The sequence below is a fragment of the Aurantiacibacter aquimixticola genome (genome assembly GCF_003605475.1).
GTDB classification, from domain to species: domain Bacteria; phylum Pseudomonadota; class Alphaproteobacteria; order Sphingomonadales; family Sphingomonadaceae; genus Alteraurantiacibacter; species Alteraurantiacibacter aquimixticola_B.
The window spans coordinates 920841-937276 of the sequence record NZ_RAHX01000001.1; the positions used below are offsets into that span (position 1 = coordinate 920841).

The window sequence follows — 16436 nt, forward strand, 5'->3', positions numbered from 1 at the left end:
GTCAGTTTAGAACGGAGGCGCAGCCGCATATCGATCAGCACATCTTCGCGCCCCTGCGAGAGCGTGACATCACTGTGATCCACGCTGACATTTGGGCGGCGCCGGGCGTCGATTTGGTTGGCGATGTGTACGACCCCGGAGTATCGCGCGCACATTTTGCAGCTGTCGCCTGCTCTTGTGCTTTGCTCAAATATGCTTGAGCACCTTGATGACCGAGAGGGCTTTGTCGTCATGTGCGACGAAATGCTGTTACCGGGTGGCTTAATCCTTTTCACGGTTCCACTGGACTATCCGCTGCATCTGGATCCTATCGATAAGTATTATCGCCCGAAACCAGCGGACATTGCACGTCTCTTGCCAAATTACGAAACTGTCTGGTCCGAGGTCGTTTCCGATACTTGTTTCAAAGATGACTTTGCGAAATTGCCCTTCAAGAAAAAGGCCTTGCAAATTGCCGCTTTTGCCAAAGCGCCTTATCTGTATCTAGTTGATCGACAGCGGTTTCTCGGCCGGTATCATCGCTGGCGGTGGTGGAACCGCCCTTACCGCGTGTCTTGCGCGCTTTTGCGCAAGCCCGGCGGAAACGCGCCGAGGCTATCAGCAAGCTAGCGAAGAAAAACGATGCTTGGGGCGGCGGCCCGGTCACGATTGTGATCGATCCGGCGACTGAAGCATAAATTAGCAGCGATCGGTCGTCACGATATCGCGATTCTCGTCACTCGCAGCGATGAGCGGTCTCGACGTTTGCATCCGATTGTCCGCAAGACGTGCGCCGAAGACGCGCTGCAGCCAGACGCCGCGGCCCACATTGCGAGCGGCATTGGAACATATGCGCACATCACTGAAGCGCCGCGTGCCTCTACCGTGATCGTCTAGCAAACGGATTGCGATCGGCTCCGCCGACCCACGGCCGTCTATCTCATTTCCAGTGATCGTCACCGACGACATTCCATCGATCGGAGCCCGCAGGAAAATGCCATACGTGTACCGATTACGAAATCCGGTTATCCGATTGTTTGCAATCGTTATGTTGCTGAATCGACCGCCCGCCGCCGAAGGTTGGTCAGGGCCGATAAACACTCCGATCGCGGTTGGCGTTTCAATAGTGTTGTTGGTGATCGCGATGTCGCGGAATTCGACACGATCGCCGAGCGTCGAAATGGCAATAGCGTTCGCGCGCGCGTTAATGACACGATTATAGGCAATCCGCGCACCAATCACTCCGGCCCCGCCGCCCGCGGTCAACTGCACATTGCCGCGGACTTCATTTCCCGTGATCGTGATGTTGCGGCTCGGCGAGTCAGTAGCGGAAAGTTCGATTGCCCAGCGATCGCCACGTCCGCCGCGAAAATTGCGTTCGAAAAAACAATTGTCAGACACCGTGATATTCGATGATCCGCGTCCACGAAACCCGATGGCACGGTAGAATTGCGGCGCGCCGTTATACGAAAATTCGATTCCGCGAACTGCGGCGCTCTGGACACCTTCGAATCGAAACATGATCTGACCGGACTGACCTGTGCGCCGCAATACCGATCTGCCGCATCCCTGCCCCGCGAGCGTGACGCCAGAAGACATACGAACTGCCCTTGATACGTCGAAAACACCTGTGGGGATCCTGACCGTGTCGCCCGGACGAGCTCGTCGCAAGGCGCGCTCTATCGCGGCGCTATCGTCGCGGCCGTCATCCGCGCGCGCACCGAATTCGCGAATGTCGAGCTGCGCGGCCAGTGTGGGTGACGATTGAAACGCCGTCGCGAGCAGGGTTGCGGCAAATGCCGTACGAAAGTTTCTGTCGAAAATGACCATAGCTCGGCGTTAAGAAAAATAGCCTTTCTGATGAATGAACCATCGCGCCAGATCAGAAGGTCTGTAGCATTACCGGGTTACTCACGGGCCCCGTCCGGATTTGACAATCACTCTCGCTGGGTTCCCTGCAACGGTTGTGTGAGAGGGGACGCTTTTCGTTACGACACTGTTCGCGCCGATGATGCAATTTTCGCCGATCTCGATATTGCCGATGACGATGCTGCTCGAGTACAATATGCTGCCTGACCCAATCTTCGGACAAGCTTCCTTTTTTCTTCCTATCGTAACGTTCTGGAAGATTTTTACGTTGTCGCCGATTTCTGCCCCTCTCCCGATAACGACGCCGATAGGATGAGGCATCTGCAGGTTCTTGCCGATGCGAGCCTCCGCTGAGATGGCCACTCCGAACCGCAGTTCGACGCATTTCTGTATGCGCCGCGCCTTTCCATACCGACCCGCAGAAATATGGCGCTGCATGCGTTCTATGGCATGCGCGAGCCTCGCTTCCCGATCGCCCAAATAGCGACGGTATATCGATGACAGAAGCGGGGACGCCTCGACGAAGCTGCTGAGCAGAGATTTCATGGTAGCTTGACTTCGCTACCGAATTTTCGCCGCCGTCAAGGCGTTTTCAGGTCGGGAAGTTCCAAAAAATCGACCAGTTGATACCATTGCGGGGGGCGATTGTCGTGCGACACAAATTTGCCCTCCGGTGTGAAGTAGCCCGGCGCGCCAGCAATCGCAGCGCCAACGGCGGCATAGTTCATTTCGACAAGCATCGGGCGTGGCTGTGTCAGGTAATCATACGCCATCATTGAAAAGCCGAAGCGCTTCGAAATCTCGAAAGATTTTGCAATCAATTCCTTGTCCGCTTTGTCCGGGTCGTAATCGAAAATACCACTCCCGCTCGCGCGAAAATCGCCCGGGCGGTTGCTGCGCTTAAAGTAAAATGCACGATCACCAATGGTTGTTACCCGGTGATCGCCATCATTGCCGGGAGCGAATTCCTGAAGGAGCAGCCCCGTGTTTGGTACGGCAGGACGACGAAGCAGTGCATCCTCGAGTATTTGAGTGACACCCGGATCCATCCGCCCATCGACCATACGCGCCGTAAACAGGCGCTCTGCAATACGGTCAAGTTGCGCAGCATCGTGGATCATCTCAACATTAATTGACGATGCACCGTGACGCAGCTTGCCGACAACGGGAAAGAAGCCGCGTTCGGCTTTCCAGCGCTCGACGTCTTCCATGCTGAACACAGCATCGGTGCGCGGCGCATCGATATCGTTGGCAGCATAAAATGCCGCGATGCGCAATTTATCTCCGCAAAACCGGAAGCCATCATACTCAGGCAAACACTTCACCCCAGCCGCTTCAAGCGGCGGAAGGATCGAATGGCCGATGCTGAGGTCCGGCTCGTAACCCTTGAAACGGGCGATGAAATGAGTTGCGGAAAGCGCCTGCTCCCAGAAATCCTCCTGCCCGAACCGCACCGTCTGAAACGGGATAGCGTTCTCGCTCAGGATCTTTTCGTACATCTCGACGTAGGAAAGGCCAGTCCGCGTGCCGCCTGCCCATTCCTTCTTTTCGCTGTCGAGCTTGAGGATGATTATTTTCACGCGTCCACCACCATCATCAATCGCGACCATTCGATTGGCGCAGGTAACGCAGCAAAGAGCGACGTCAAGACGCGCTCGCCGCGCGTCGTTGCGTGTGGACGTTGAGCCGATGCAGAACAGTCACCACACTCACCGACTGCAGCAGGAACATCGCACAGGAATAGGCCAGCACGGTATCGTAGAGATCGAAACCAATTTCCGGCAGCGCGATGAAGATTGCGCATATGATAGTAAGGCGTGAGCCGTTAATCACTAGCAACAGCCATTGCTCGCGCAGCAGATCGAGCAGCCGCATGATCGGAGACGCGACGAGCCCAGAGAAGAGGTAGACTGACAGCAATTCGCTTATGCGCCCCGCTGCTGCCCAGCGGTCTCCAAACAAGATCACAGCCACTTCTTCGCCCAGCAGCATCAGTGCCAGCGCAAATGGCGCGCCTGTAAGTGCAAGGCGCTTGATCGTATGCCGGGTAATCTCGCGGATCTCGGCCACTCGCTTCAAGCCCATTGCGGCGACTTCTCCGTAAAACGCCTGGCTCAATCCGCGCACGAGGAATGTCATCGGCACGGCGACGAGTGTGAGAGCAAGACCGAACTGACCTGCCGTCGCCGCATCGTATCGCGCCGCGATGAACAGCACCGGTGACTGTATAGCTGCCGCAAGCAATATCTGAGCGGGCAAGCGATACAGCGCGAAAGAACTGTAGAGCTTTGCTGCCTTGCCTATGCGCAACTGCCCTACACGCCTGAATTCGGCGGTATAGCGCATTGCCAAAGTGCCCAATCCGCCGCCGATAGCCAGAATCTGACCGAGCAATAGGCCAATCGGACCGGCCGCCAAAAAGCCCATTCCCACCTTTACGACAGCGCTCGACAGCGATTGCTGCACGGAAGTCCTGGCGATGAGCTTGAAGTCTTTCTTGCGCGTCCCCCATGATGACAACGTTTCATAAGATGCCGAAGCCATGATTCCCACCGCAACGAGCCACCAATATGGTATTAGCGCCTCCATCGAGAAATGAGGCAAAAGCACCGGAGCGGCCAAGTAAAGCGTCACGGCAGCTAACGCGCCGATGACCGAGATGAGTCCGAAGCAAAGAGCGACCAGGCTGACGGCCATTCGACTGCTGCGGGGAAGCGGTATCGCCACGGGAAAACGCAATGCCATGAATGGGCCGACCAGCATCACGAGGGCGGTGTAGACCGACAAGACGCCAAAATCCGCCGGATCATAGATCCGGGTTAGGATGGGTATCGCGATTAGCCCGATAATACGTCCGAAAACCAAGCCACCGGTCAGGGTCGCCATTCCGCGGAAGACATCTCCGGACGCACCGGAAAAGGCGCGCTCACCAATTTTCCCCCAGTTCATCGCGGTCCCCTAGCACCCCATCGACCGCGCGTCATCCAACCTTTGCGGGCCTGCTCGAGAGATGCACCCCCCGGCTACGGGGCAGCGCATAAGCTGTACTTCTCGGTTTGCCCTTCGCGGCGCGGCCCGCTAATCGCTCGCAATTAGATACGAAGAAGGCCAGGCGATCGATCGCATCCCCGAGCCAGTCGGCTGCTCGGGGATGTTTCGAATTTTCAGAACTGATGCGTGTCGGCGCGCAGTCGGCAGACTGCGGGATATTTCTCGATTGACGCCGTAACTGGCTGCGAAAAAATGGAGCAAATCGAATGCGCGTTCTGATTACCGGGGCAGCTGGCTTCATCGGCTATAGCGTCGCGCGCCGACTGATGGAGCGCGGTGATGACGTGCTCGGCATCGACATCATGAATGACTATTACGATCCGTCGCTAAAGGAAGCGCGCATCTCGCAGCTGCGACAGGATTTCGATGATAAATTCGAATTCGTGAAATCGGATTTTTCGGACATGGCGGCGCTAACCGGCGCGCTTAATGGGCAGCACTTCGACCGCATCGTTCATTTAGGTGCGCAGGCCGGCGTCCGCTATTCCATCGAAAATCCACATGCATATCTGTCGGCAAACCTCGCAGGCCATCTTAACCTGCTGGAGATCGCGCGCCACCGCGAGTGCGAACACATGGTCTATGCCAGTTCCAGCAGCGTCTATGGAGGCAATACCAAGCTGCCTTTCTCGGTCGACGACCGGGTCGATCACCCGGTAAGCCTTTATGCCGCCACCAAGCGCGGAAACGAGTTGATGAGCGAATGCTACGCCCATCTCTATCGCCTCCCGCAGACAGGATTGCGCTTCTTCACGGTCTACGGCCCCTGGGGCCGACCGGACATGATGATGTGGATATTCACCCGAAAGATTCTCGCGGGTGAGCCGATACCCGTTTTCAACAATGGCGATATGTGGCGAGACTTCACGTTTATCGACGATATCGTCTCCGGCGTGGTCGCGTGTCTCGACAATCCGCCGACCGATAATGGCGAAGCGAAGGCTGGTGGCAGCACGAAGCCGCACCGATTGTACAATATCGGCAATCACCGGTCGGAACATCTGATGAAAGTCGTCGAAATCCTGCAGGACGAGCTCGGCCGGAAGGCCGAAATCGATCTGCTGCCGATGCAGCCCGGAGACGTGCGGCAGAGCTTTGCCGACATCGACGCAATCCGGGACGATCTCGGTTATGAACCGACGACAAGTGTCGAAAGCGGTGTGCCAAAATTCGTGGCTTGGTATCGCGATTACCACGGCGAATGAGGCTTTCTGGGCACTTCCACTGGGATGCTACTTGTTTTGAGTATGCAACGCGCATTCGAGAGACTCGAACGTGGCGCGGAACATACCCAAGGGTTCTCGGACCCTGAAAACGTCACAAGCATGGTCAGGATTGCGCCCGCTTTCATCCGTCAAGAGCTAAGGGAACGATCTCTTGTAATCAGATCGCTACGTTGCCATTGCAGCGTGAATTGCCACCTCAGTCCGATGGGAAGTATGAGCAACCGCAACCCCCTTCCCCTCGACGAGGACGGCGACGACAAGCTGCATGAAGAATGCGGCGTATTCGGTATTATCGGCGGAGACGAAGCTGCTGCCGTCACCGCGCTCGGCCTCCATGCCTTGCAGCATCGCGGGCAGGAAGCGGTCGGCATTTCCGCCTTCGACGGTACGGATTTCGTAACCCGGCGCGGCCTGGGCCACGTGGCCGACAACTTCTCGACCGGCGATTCGATCGCCGAACTGCCCGGCCACATGGCTGCAGGGCACGTCCGATATTCGACCACGGGCGGCGCGGGCCTGCGCAATGTGCAGCCGCTTTATGCCGATCTCGCCAGCGGCGGCTTCGCGGTGGCGCATAACGGCAATATCTCCAACGCCAGCGCGCTGAAGGCGGAGCTGGTGCAGAAGGGGGCCATCTTCCAGTCGACCTCCGACACCGAAGTCATCATTCACCTGGTCGCCACCAGCCGCTATCCAACCATGTTGGACAAGCTGGTCGATGCGCTGCGGCTGGTCGAGGGTGCATATGCCCTGATCGTGATGACGCCGCGCGGCATGGCCGCCTGCCGCGATCCTCTCGGCATTCGCCCGCTCGTGATGGGCAAGCTCGGCGATGCCGTCGTCTTCGCCAGCGAAAGCGTCGCGCTCGATGTGGTTGGCGCGGAATTCACGCGGCAGGTCGAACCGGGCGAACTGATCGAGGTCGATTTCGATGGCACGGTCCGCTCGCACCGCCCCTTCGGCGATCCCCCTGCCCGGCCCTGCATCTTTGAACATGTCTATTTCAGCCGACCGGATTCGATCTTCAACGAACGCTCGGTCTATGAAAGCCGCAAGCATATCGGGATCGAGCTGGCCAAAGAGGCGCCCTGCGATGCCGAACTGGTGGTGCCCGTGCCCGATAGCGGCGTGCCCGCAGCCATTGGCTACTCCCAGCAATCGGGCATTCCTTTCGAACTCGGCATCATCCGCTCGCATTATGTCGGGCGGACCTTCATCCAGCCGAGTGACGGCGCCCGCCATGCCGGGGTGAAACGCAAGCACAACGCCAACCGCATGCTGGTGGAGGGCAAGAAGATCGTCCTGATCGACGATTCCATCGTGCGCGGCACGACCAGCATGAAGATCGTCCAGATCATGCGCGATGCGGGAGCGGCCGAAGTGCATTTCCGCGTCGCCAGCCCGCCGACCGGGCATGGCTGCTATTACGGCGTCGACACGCCGGAACGCTCCAAGCTGCTGGCGGGCCGGATGGATCTTGCCGCCATGCGCGAATTCATCAAGGCGGACAGCCTGGCCTTCGTCACAATCGACGGGCTCTACCGCGCGGTCGGACTCGCCAAGCGCGACAATGCCTGCCCGCAATATTGCGATGCGTGCTTTACCGGCGAATATCCGACCGCGCTGACCGATCTCGCTCGCAGGCACGAACGCGATGCGCAGCTTGTCCTGCCGGTTAGCAAACCCGTCCACAAGGTAGCCTGACATGTCCGACACCGCCCCAGACCGGCCCCTTGCCGGCCAGATCGCGCTCGTCACCGGTGCAAGCCGGGGGATCGGCGCTGCAACGGCGAAAGCCCTCGCCGCAAAGGGCGCACACGTCGTGCTCACCGCGCGCAAGGCGAAAGACCTGGAATCGGTCGAGGAAAGCATCCACGATGCGGGCGGCACGGCCACCATCGCGCCGATGGACCTAACCGAAAGCGAAAGCGTCGGTCGCCTCGCGCAGGCCATCGCCGAACGGTGGGAAAAGCTCGATATCCTGGTGATTTGCGCAGCGCAATTGCCGGTCCTCACACCCGTCACCCAGATCGATGCAAAGCAATTCAACCAAGCGTTGACCCTCAATGTCCTGGCAACGCAGGCGCTTCTGGCAGCGTTCGATCCCTTGCTGAAGCGCTCCGATCATGCTCGCATCGTCGGCCTCACAAGTTCGCTGGCGCGGGATTCCCGCCCCTTTTGGGGTGCCTATGGCGCGACCAAGGCGGCGTTCGAAAACCTGCTGGAAAGCCACGCCATGGAAGTCGAGCGGATTTCGGAAATCCGCGTCGCCATCATCGATCCCGGCGCGACGCGCACGGCCATGCGGGAGCGGGCGTATCCTGGCGAAGACCCGCAAAGCGTAAAGCCGCCGGAAGTCGTCGGGACGCGCGTCGCAGACCTTCTGGCGGAGGGTTTCGCCAATCTGCACCGCGAGCGGATAGAAAAACCGAATTAACCACTTTCGGAGAGCTCCCGGTAAGCAATTTCGGAGCATTGATGCCTTTCGCGGCCTCGCAACGGGCCGGGTTGGGGACCGTCAACGCTTGCATGGGAACTGCGCGATGAGCTTGCAGAATACGACAGGACGTTACGAAACCGCCGCGCAGGAGGACCGTTCGGCCCCGCGCCACCGCATCATGATTCCCGCCCAGCTGCGCGCTTCGGGCAATCGCGCTTTCCAGACCGTCGTTAACGACCTGTCGCTATCGGGATTTTCGGCAACCGCGGTCAACCGCATGCATCCCGGTGCCGTGTGCTGGCTCACCCTGCCCGGCCTGGAATCGCTGCAGGCCGAAGTCGTATGGTGGGAAAACGGCGTTGCCGGGTGTGCGTTCTCCAACCTGCTGTCGCCCATCGTGCACGACAACATTCTCGCCCGCTTTCGCAGCGATGGCAGCTTCCGGCCGTAAAGGCAGCGTCGGGGGCCTTAGTCTCGCTCCACCGCCTTCGCCTTGCGGGTGGAGAACATGCCGGTCGTGTCCACTACCGCTTTCGACAGATAGCTGTCCGCTTCAAGCCGTTTGAACTGGCGATGGCCGACCAGGAAGGTGACGATGTCCGCCGCTTCGCGCGCTTCGTCGCTGGTGGCGTGGCGGACGTTTTCGCGGCCAGCGAGTGACGCTGGCAGGGCATCGAGGTTCGGCTCCACGACCAACACCTGCGCGCCATCCAACTCGGCGACGGCCTCCACGATTTCGAGCGCGGGACTCTCGCGCACATCATCGACATCGGGTTTGTAAGTGATGCCGTAGCAGGCGATGGTCGGCGACTTGAAGCGGTCCGCCAGCGCCGCGATCGATTGCACGACGCGGCGCGGCTTGTCGTCATTCACCTCGCGCGCGGTGCGGATCAGGCGGGCCTCGTCCGGCGCGCTGGACACGATGAACCAGGGATCGACGGCAATGCAGTGACCGCCAACGCCCGCCCCCGGCATTAGGATATTCACGCGCGGATGCTGGTTCGCCAGCTCGCGCACCTGCCAGATATCGGTGCCGAGTGTGTCGCAGATCACCGACAGCTCATTGGCGAAAGCGATGTTCACGTCGCGATAGGCGTTTTCGGAAAGCTTGCAGAGCTCTGCCACCCGGCTGTCGGTGACATAGCACGTCCCCATCACGAAGCTTTGATAGAGCCGCGCAGCCTTGTTAGCGCAAGCTGTCGTCAGCCCGCCGATGATACGATCGTTGCTGACAAGCTCGCGCAGCATCTGTCCGGGCAAGATGCGCTCGGGGCAGTGGCACAGCGCCACATCCGCATCCCGGTCCTCGTCGCGATAGCGCGGGAAGACTAGGTCCGGGCGCTCCTCTGCGAAGATATCCGCTAGCCGCTCGGTGCTGCCGACAGGGGACGTACTCTCGAGGATGACCACATTGCCCTTCTCCAGCACCGGCGCGATGGTGCGCGCAGCGGCCTCGACGAAAGACATGTCCGGACCATTGCCTTCCACCAGCGGCGTCGGCACCGCAATCAGGAAGAATTCGGCGGACTCGGCGTTGGTCGTTGCGCGCAGGCGTCCGGTCTCGACCGAGGCCGAAAGCAGCATCTGCAAGTCCGGCTCCTGAAAATGGGCCTGTCCCGCATTCACCGCATCGACCACGCTTTCATTCACGTCGAGACCGACGACTTCGTGCCCGCGGCTCGCCAGCATGGCGGCGGTGGGCAGGCCGATATAGCCGAGGCCGACGGTGCAGATTTTCACTGTGCGCGCTCCATCAGGAAAGCGGAAATGCTCGCCGCAATCTTCTTCGAGGCGGTGCCATCGCCATAGGGGAAGACCTTCTGGGCACAACGCGCGTAATGCTTCGGCTCGTCCAGCAGGCGCGCGGCTGCAGCAAGAATGGTGTCGATGTCGGTGCCGACGATCTGCGCGACGCCGGTCTCGACCGCCTCGGGCCGTTCCGTCACTTCGCGCATCACCAGCACCGGCTTGCCCAGAGCAGGCGCTTCTTCCTGGATGCCGCCGCTGTCGGTCAGCACGAAATGCGCCGCCTGCATCAGCGCTACCATCTGCACGTAGTCGACCGGAGGGATGAGATGAATCGCATCGGTATCGCCCAGCCGAGCTTCGACCACGTTCTTCACCTGCGGATTGAGGTGCACGGGATAGACGATCTGCAAATCGCCCCGATCGGCCAGTGCGCGCAAGGCATCGCAAATGCGCGCGAAGCCATCGCCGAAACTCTCGCGCCGATGGCCCGTCACCAGCACGAGCTTGCGGGCGGGATCGAGCGATATGGGCAGCGTGTCCAGTCCTTCGCCCGCCAATCGTCCCGCGACGTGAAGCAGCGCGTCGATGCCGGAATTGCCTGTCACCTCGATCTGGCGACCACCCTGTTTCACGGGGCGCTCGCGACGCAGGTTTTCCGCGGCGATTTTCGTCGGCGCCCACAAAAGGTCCGCAACGGCATCGATGGCGATGCGATTGAACTCCTCGGGCCATGGCCGTTGGATATCGTGGCTGCGAAGCCCCGCCTCGACGTGACCGACCGGAACACGCGCGTAGAATGCCGCCTGTGCCGCCGCCATGGCCGATGTAGTGTCGCCGTGCACCAGCACGAGACCGGGCTTGTACCGTTCGATCTGAATGGTCATCGCGTCGAGCACACGGGCGCTGATCTCGGCCAGTGTCTGGCCCGGCGTCATCAGGTCGAGGTCGATATCCGGCGTCTCTTCGAAAACCGCGAACACCTGATCGAGCATCTGACGGTGCTGCCCGGTGGTGATGACTTTCAGTTCGACCTCCGGAACCTGGCGCAATGCGCGGACCACGGGAAGCATCTTGATCGCCTCTGGACGCGTGCCGATCACGAGCAGAACCGGCGTCACCTGATGCGCGCCGACAAGGGGTTGGGGATTGAACTCGACCACGCGGCAGGCCTACCGATTTCGCGTAAAAATAGTCCTACCGACGCGTTCACCTTACCATCGGCTCGGCCGGCTCTCCGACCCGGACGCCCTCGCGCCCGCGCCGCGCATCCACGGCAGCCTGCACTGCGGCGTAGAAGCGATTGCGCTCCGCCCCAGCGCCATTGCTTCCGGTCGATTGTCGCCAGTTGGAATTGGTCGCGATGACGAGATTGCGCTCCGGATCGACGAATATGCCCTGCCCGAACAGACCGCTCGCCGCATACGCACCACCGGGATAGGTCCACCACTGATAAGCGTAACCGCGATCGAACCGACCCGTGGGAAAGGCAGGCTGCGTTGCTTCCTCGAACCAGCCCTCAGGTACCACGCGCTCGCCCCCGGCCATGCCACCGCCCAGCGCGAACAAGCCGAACCGCGCCATGTCTCGCGTGCTTGCCTGAATGCAGCAGCCGGAGATTTCGCTGCCGCTGCTGGAGAGGATCCAGGTCGCATCCTGCGCCATGCCAAAGGGCTGCCAGACCTTCTCGGAAAGATAATCCGCCAGCGTCTTGCCGGTCGCTTCGCGCACCAGAACACCGATCAAGTTCGTTTCGCCCGTATTGTACTGCCAGCGCGTTCCCGGCTCCGCCTCGCGCGGTAGCTGCCGCATGTAATCGACCAGCGCATCGACGCCCTCAACTTGCGGAACATGCTCGTTGAAGCGCGCCACATCGCTTTCCGGATCGGTATAGTCCTCGTTCCAGCGCACGCCGCTCGACATCGTGAGCAAGTGACGGATCGTCACGTCGTCATAGGCGGAGCCGCGCATGTCCGGCAGATATTTGCTCACCGGATCTTCGAGACTATCGATATGACCGTCCTTTAGCGCCGCGCCGACCAGCGTCGAGGTCAGGCTCTTGGCGACCGAGAAACTCGTCCATTTGCCATCGGCGGAGAAATCGAGCCCGTAGCGCTCAAGCACCACGGCTCCGTCATGCACGACGACCACGGCAGCGGCATTCTGGCTCTGCATGAAGCCGTCGAGATCGAAGCCGGGCAGATCGAGCGGCTCTCCCTCGGGCAGCGGGTGGGTCGCGTCGCCCGCTTCGATCACTCGCGCATCGGCGAGCGCCGGGAAAGCGTCGAGGGCGCGGAAAGCTGCATTGCGCTGGTCGACAGACCAGAACAACACGTTGCGGTCGGTCGGCATGTTGGCGAGAAGGGCGCGCTGATCCCGATCAAGCGCAAAGAAGACGATGCCGCTGATCGCGACGAGCACGAGCACGATGCCGATCAGCCACTTTTTCATGCGCCGCCCTTTGCCAAAGTGACCTGGCTGACAGTGATGCCGCCACCGCGAAACCCGCCTTCGCAATACATCAGGTAGAAGCGCCAGAGGTCTTGAAACTTGCGGTCGAAACCGGCGGGCAGTTCGCCTGCCTCCGCCGCCTCATCGAAGCTTTCCCGCCAGATTTTCAGTGTTTCCGCGTAGTCCAGGCCGAAGTCCTCCTGGTCCGTCCATGAGAGTCCACGCGCTTCGGCGAGGCGGCGGAATTCGCTGGTGCGGATGAGGATGCCGCCGGGGAAAACGTAGGCCTGAATGAAATCGGCGGTCTTGGCATAGGCATCGTAAAGATCGTCGTGCAGGGCGATGAACTGGATCGCAGCGCGCCCGCCCGGTTTCAGATTGCGAGCGATGCAGTCCATGAAGGTCGGCCAATATTCGCGGCCCAGCGCCTCGACCATTTCGACACTGACAATGGCATCGAACTGCCCCGCCGTGTCGCGATAGTCCTGTTTGAGGAATTGCACGCCCGCATGATGCTCGCGCGCCCAGTCCAGCTGTTCATCGGACAGGCTGACGGCATCGACGCGCGCGCCCTGCGCCGCAAAATGCGCGGAAAGCGCGCCCCAGCCGCAGCCGATCTCCAGCAGGGTCTCGGGCTCGCCCACCCGTTCGGCAAGGCGCTGCCACTTGCGATGCTGGGAGACTTCGAGCGTGCCTTGTTCCAGCAGATAGCCGGAGGAATAGCTCATCGTCGGATCGAGCCATGCGGCGTAGAAATCGTTGCCGAGATCGTAATGCGCGTGAATGTTCTTTTCGGCCTGGGCCCTGGTGTTGCGGTTCAGCGCATGAAGCGCCCTTGCCGCCCAGCGCCATGGGCCTTTGGCACGCGCCGTGTCGCCCAGGGCGCGGGCATTGTCGACGAACAGCGCGAAGAAGCTGACCGGGTCGTCGCTCGACCACTCAGCCGCTTCCCACGCCTGATACAGCCCGACGGAGCCTCCCGTCGCCACACGGAGCAGACCACGCCAGTCATGTAGGTGCACTTCGCATTCGAAGCCGGGCGCGCGGCCGCCGAGCGTGCGCCGCGTGCCGTCCGGCAGAATGCCCCGCAGCGTCCCGCGTGCAAGGCCCGCATCGATCCGGTCGAGCAGTCTGGAAGCAGCGGGAGCGAAAAGGCGCGCAAATATGCCCGGATCGGACCTGTAACGCCGCCCGCTTTCGAGCAGGCTCCCTCCCCTCGCCTGATTTGCCTCCATCCGGCCCCTATGCCGCCGCCACCGGCGCGGGGCAAGCGCCGCTAATCCTTGGAGTTGCGATAGGCCTCCAACGCTCGCTCGCGCGCTTCCTTATGGCCGATCAGCTTGTCGGGATAATCGTCGGGCCGGTGCTCGTCATCGGGATCGTGGATGTGTTCGTCATCGAGATCGGCAAGCTCGGGCACATATTCTCGGATATAGCCAGCGGCATCGAACTTCTCGCTTTGGCTTAGCGGCGCCATGATGCGGCTGAACATGTTGCTGTCCACGCCCGTGCCACTGACCCACTGCCAGTTGGTGCCATTGCTGGCATAATCGCCATCGACAAGCGTATCCCAGAACCATCGCTCGCCGTGGCGCCAGTCGATGAGGAGGTGCTTGATGAGAAAACTCGCGGCGATCATCCGGACGCGGTTGTGCATCCAGCCGGTCTTCCAGAGCTGGCGCATGCCCGCATCAACGATGGGATAGCCCGTGCGGCCGTGCTGCCACGCCTCCATCTCGGACTGAATCTGGTCGCTGCGGCTTGGGTTCCGCCACAGTGTGCGCTCGTCGTAATCGCGATAACTTTCGCGCGGATAGTCGGGGAATTGGTAGATCACGTTCTGCGCATAATCGCGCCAGATGATTTCCTCCTCATAGGTCTGCCAGCCGTCGGAGCGCTTGTCCTTCAACCGGTGCCAGATGGTGATCGGTGAGATCTCACCCCAGTGCAGGTGCGGCGACATCTGCGACGTCGCATCCTTGCTCGGCAGGTTCCGTCCGTCGTCATAGCCAGAGACCTCATCCGCCCACCAGTCGAGCCGCTTATGCGCGGCATCCTCGCCCACGGTCCAGAATTCGCGCAGGCCGCCCGCCCAGTCTGGCTTGGTCGGCAGCAGATCCCAATCGTCGAGATCGTCGCTCTCGGGCAGGCTGGAGGGCTGCGACAGCGTTTCCGGTTCGGGCAATTCGTCGCGCGGTGGCAGCAGATCTTTCACCGCCTTCTTGAACGGAGTGTAGATCTTGTAGGGATCGCCGCTGCCTGTGGTCGCCGTACCGGGCGGGAAGAGGTAGTTCCCGTGATGCAGCTCCAGCTCGCAATCCATGTCCTTCAGCGCGTCGTGAAGGTCTTCTTCGGCCTGCTTGTGCCACGGCTCGTAATGGTGATTGGCATGGATTGCCGCCGCGCCGGTCTCCTCCGCGAGCTTGGCGAGGATATCGACGCTGTCCCCACGTCGCAGCACGATTTTCGCGTTGCGCCGCCCGAAGCTTTTGCTGAGATCCTCCAGCGAGTGGTGCAGCCACCAACGATGCGCGCCGCCGATCTTGCGGTCGCCGGGACGCTCGTCGTCAAGGATGTAGACCGGGATGACCGGTCCCTCCTGCGCCGCGGCATGCAGCGCGGGCTGGTCCTTTATCCTGAGGTCGCGGCGGAGCCAGACGATCTGCGGCTGAGCGATGGCATTTCTCCCTTTCGAGAGGCCAACGGGCCTATCGCGCGCCCGGTTCCGAGCAGAACTGAGCGGGCACCTCGACGCTGAACCTTTCACGCGAGAGCGGCTCATAAAACCGCGCATCGCCAAGCACGAAGCTGCCGTCATCCAGCAGGTCGAGAACGGGTGTGCGACTCCAGAAAAGAAACGCCTCGACTTCGCTATCCGCGAGCCGAGCCGCATCGAGATCGCAGGCAGATAACGGCATGTTGCCGATACGCTCCATGCCGAGCGCCGCGCCCTCCTCGCTGCTCCAGAAAACCATGTCTCGGTTCAGCGACCAAAGCGGAGGCGGGCTAGCGATTACTATGTCGGGTCTGATGGGCGCGTCGGAAACGGTCCGCTCTTTGTCGTTTGTCACGCCTGATTGCACGCCGATATAGATAAGCACCAAGGCAAGTGCCTGCCGACCGGTGCGCCGCCAGTCTCTGCCGCGCTTCTCCTGTCGCAGGGACCACCAAACGGCAAAACCCATCAATCCCCAGAGCCAGACGTCGATTATGAAAAGCGTATCGCCGTAGAACCACTCGCTCGAAAACGGCTCGAGCAGGCGAATGCCGTAGACGTTGAGCCAGTCGAGCGCCGGGTGGGTCAGGCAACCGAGAAAAGCGAGGCCGTAGAGCCAGCCGATATGCACGGGCAGCCTCTCCTTCGGCCGCTTGCCGCGCGAGGCCTGCCATCGGTCAAATCCCCATAACAATCCGGCCAGTATCAAGGGCAGTAGAACCAGCGCAGGCGGCCCGTGGGTGATACCGCGGCGCAAGCCGAGATGCTCGACGCCCTCCAGCCAGAAAAAGCACGCGGCATCCACATCGGGCAGGTTTGCGCCGATGATCAGCGCGGGCATCGCGAGGCCTGTTTTCTTCTTGAGTCCGGTCTGCCCGATCAGCGCGCCGACCAGCGAGTGAGTTAGATTGTCCAAGTGTAAGGACTCACGGAAACGGCATCCGAAGTCTGCTCAACC

The 16436-nt window shown here is 60.8% G+C and carries 15 protein-coding genes; 5 read left to right on the plus strand and 10 right to left on the minus strand.

Annotated features, from left to right (window positions below; all coding sequences use genetic code 11):
* Positions 1–192 precede the first annotated feature (192 nt).
* Positions 193–609, plus strand: a complete 417-nt coding sequence (locus D6201_RS04630) for a class I SAM-dependent methyltransferase (protein WP_120047750.1) — start codon at positions 193–195, stop codon at positions 607–609.
* A 69-nt stretch (positions 610–678) separates the two neighbouring features.
* Here D6201_RS04630 and D6201_RS04635 read toward each other — a convergent pair whose 3' ends face one another.
* The 4 genes from D6201_RS04635 to D6201_RS04650 all read right to left on the minus strand — a co-directional run bounded on the left by D6201_RS04635 (position 679) and on the right by D6201_RS04650 (position 4797).
* Positions 679–1809, minus strand: coding sequence for a glycosyl hydrolase family 28-related protein (locus tag D6201_RS04635; RefSeq protein WP_120047751.1), 1131 nt, complete (start codon positions 1807–1809; stop codon positions 679–681).
* A gap of 81 nt (positions 1810–1890) precedes the next feature.
* Positions 1891–2394, minus strand: coding sequence for a serine O-acetyltransferase (locus D6201_RS04640; RefSeq protein ID WP_120047752.1), 504 nt, complete (start codon positions 2392–2394; stop codon positions 1891–1893).
* Between the two features lie 35 nt (positions 2395–2429).
* Positions 2430–3458, minus strand: coding sequence for an ATP-grasp domain-containing protein (locus D6201_RS04645; protein WP_120047753.1), 1029 nt, complete (start codon positions 3456–3458; stop codon positions 2430–2432).
* A 34-nt stretch (positions 3459–3492) separates the two neighbouring features.
* A complete protein-coding gene (locus D6201_RS04650) occupies positions 3493–4797 on the minus strand; it encodes a lipopolysaccharide biosynthesis protein (protein ID WP_120047754.1) in 1305 nt (434 codons plus the stop codon).
* 308 nt (positions 4798–5105) lie between these two features.
* Here D6201_RS04650 and D6201_RS04655 point away from each other — a divergent pair, with 308 nt between their 5' ends.
* The 4 genes from D6201_RS04655 (at position 5106) to D6201_RS04670 (ending at position 9016) form a co-directional block, all read left to right on the plus strand.
* The gene (locus D6201_RS04655; protein WP_120047755.1) at positions 5106–6104 is read left to right on the plus strand and encodes an SDR family NAD(P)-dependent oxidoreductase; all 999 of its coding nucleotides are present in this window, start codon (positions 5106–5108) and stop codon (positions 6102–6104) included.
* Positions 6105–6338: 234 nt separating this feature from the next.
* Positions 6339–7829 carry an amidophosphoribosyltransferase gene (purF, locus tag D6201_RS04660; RefSeq protein ID WP_120047756.1) on the plus strand — a complete coding sequence of 497 codons (1491 nt, stop codon included), beginning with the start codon at positions 6339–6341 and terminating at the stop codon, positions 7827–7829.
* Position 7830: 1 nt separating this feature from the next.
* Positions 7831–8562 carry an SDR family NAD(P)-dependent oxidoreductase gene (locus D6201_RS04665; RefSeq protein ID WP_120047757.1) on the plus strand — a complete coding sequence of 244 codons (732 nt, stop codon included), beginning with the start codon at positions 7831–7833 and terminating at the stop codon, positions 8560–8562.
* A 106-nt stretch (positions 8563–8668) separates the two neighbouring features.
* The gene (locus D6201_RS04670; RefSeq protein WP_120047758.1) at positions 8669–9016 is read left to right on the plus strand and encodes a PilZ domain-containing protein; all 348 of its coding nucleotides are present in this window, start codon (positions 8669–8671) and stop codon (positions 9014–9016) included.
* 17 nt (positions 9017–9033) lie between these two features.
* Here D6201_RS04670 and wecC read toward each other — a convergent pair whose 3' ends face one another.
* The 6 genes from wecC to D6201_RS04695 are packed head-to-tail and all read right to left on the minus strand — an operon-like array spanning position 9034 to position 16394.
* Positions 9034–10305 (minus strand): UDP-N-acetyl-D-mannosamine dehydrogenase, encoded by a 1272-nt coding sequence (gene wecC / locus D6201_RS13015; protein ID WP_199798175.1) that lies wholly within the window; start codon positions 10303–10305, stop codon positions 9034–9036.
* Entirely contained in the window at positions 10302–11474 is a 1173-nt protein-coding gene (gene wecB / locus D6201_RS13020; RefSeq protein ID WP_277949477.1) for a non-hydrolyzing UDP-N-acetylglucosamine 2-epimerase, read from the minus strand. Before wecB ends, wecC begins: the two co-directional genes overlap by 4 nt.
* 46 nt (positions 11475–11520) lie before the next feature.
* Complete coding sequence (locus D6201_RS04680; RefSeq protein ID WP_120047760.1) at positions 11521–12762, minus strand: serine hydrolase domain-containing protein; 1242 nt, start codon at positions 12760–12762, stop codon at positions 11521–11523.
* The gene (locus D6201_RS04685; protein ID WP_120047761.1) at positions 12759–13997 is read right to left on the minus strand and encodes an SAM-dependent methyltransferase; all 1239 of its coding nucleotides are present in this window, start codon (positions 13995–13997) and stop codon (positions 12759–12761) included. Before D6201_RS04685 ends, D6201_RS04680 begins: the two co-directional genes overlap by 4 nt.
* A 41-nt stretch (positions 13998–14038) precedes the next feature.
* Positions 14039–15439, minus strand: a complete 1401-nt coding sequence (locus tag D6201_RS04690; protein ID WP_120049203.1) for a cryptochrome/photolyase family protein — start codon at positions 15437–15439, stop codon at positions 14039–14041.
* A gap of 31 nt (positions 15440–15470) precedes the next feature.
* Positions 15471–16394 carry a metal-dependent hydrolase gene (locus D6201_RS04695; RefSeq protein WP_120047762.1) on the minus strand — a complete coding sequence of 308 codons (924 nt, stop codon included), beginning with the start codon at positions 16392–16394 and terminating at the stop codon, positions 15471–15473.
* Positions 16395–16436: the final 42 nt, after the last annotated feature.

Coding starts and splice junctions, on each gene's coding strand:
- D6201_RS04665 (WP_120047757.1), top strand. CDS start 7,831: ATGTCCGACACCGCCCCAGACCGGCCCCTTGCCGGCCAGATCGCGCTC.
- D6201_RS04635 (WP_120047751.1), bottom strand. CDS start 1,809: ATGGTCATTTTCGACAGAAACTTTCGTACGGCATTTGCCGCAACCCTG.
- D6201_RS04670 (WP_120047758.1), top strand. CDS start 8,669: ATGAGCTTGCAGAATACGACAGGACGTTACGAAACCGCCGCGCAGGAG.
- D6201_RS04685 (WP_120047761.1), bottom strand. CDS start 13,997: ATGGAGGCAAATCAGGCGAGGGGAGGGAGCCTGCTCGAAAGCGGGCGG.
- D6201_RS04680 (WP_120047760.1), bottom strand. CDS start 12,762: ATGAAAAAGTGGCTGATCGGCATCGTGCTCGTGCTCGTCGCGATCAGC.
- D6201_RS04645 (WP_120047753.1), bottom strand. CDS start 3,458: ATGGTCGCGATTGATGATGGTGGTGGACGCGTGAAAATAATCATCCTC.
- D6201_RS04630 (WP_120047750.1), top strand. CDS start 193: ATGCTTGAGCACCTTGATGACCGAGAGGGCTTTGTCGTCATGTGCGAC.
- D6201_RS04655 (WP_120047755.1), top strand. CDS start 5,106: ATGCGCGTTCTGATTACCGGGGCAGCTGGCTTCATCGGCTATAGCGTC.
- D6201_RS04650 (WP_120047754.1), bottom strand. CDS start 4,797: ATGAACTGGGGGAAAATTGGTGAGCGCGCCTTTTCCGGTGCGTCCGGA.
- purF (WP_120047756.1), top strand. CDS start 6,339: ATGAGCAACCGCAACCCCCTTCCCCTCGACGAGGACGGCGACGACAAG.
- D6201_RS04640 (WP_120047752.1), bottom strand. CDS start 2,394: ATGAAATCTCTGCTCAGCAGCTTCGTCGAGGCGTCCCCGCTTCTGTCA.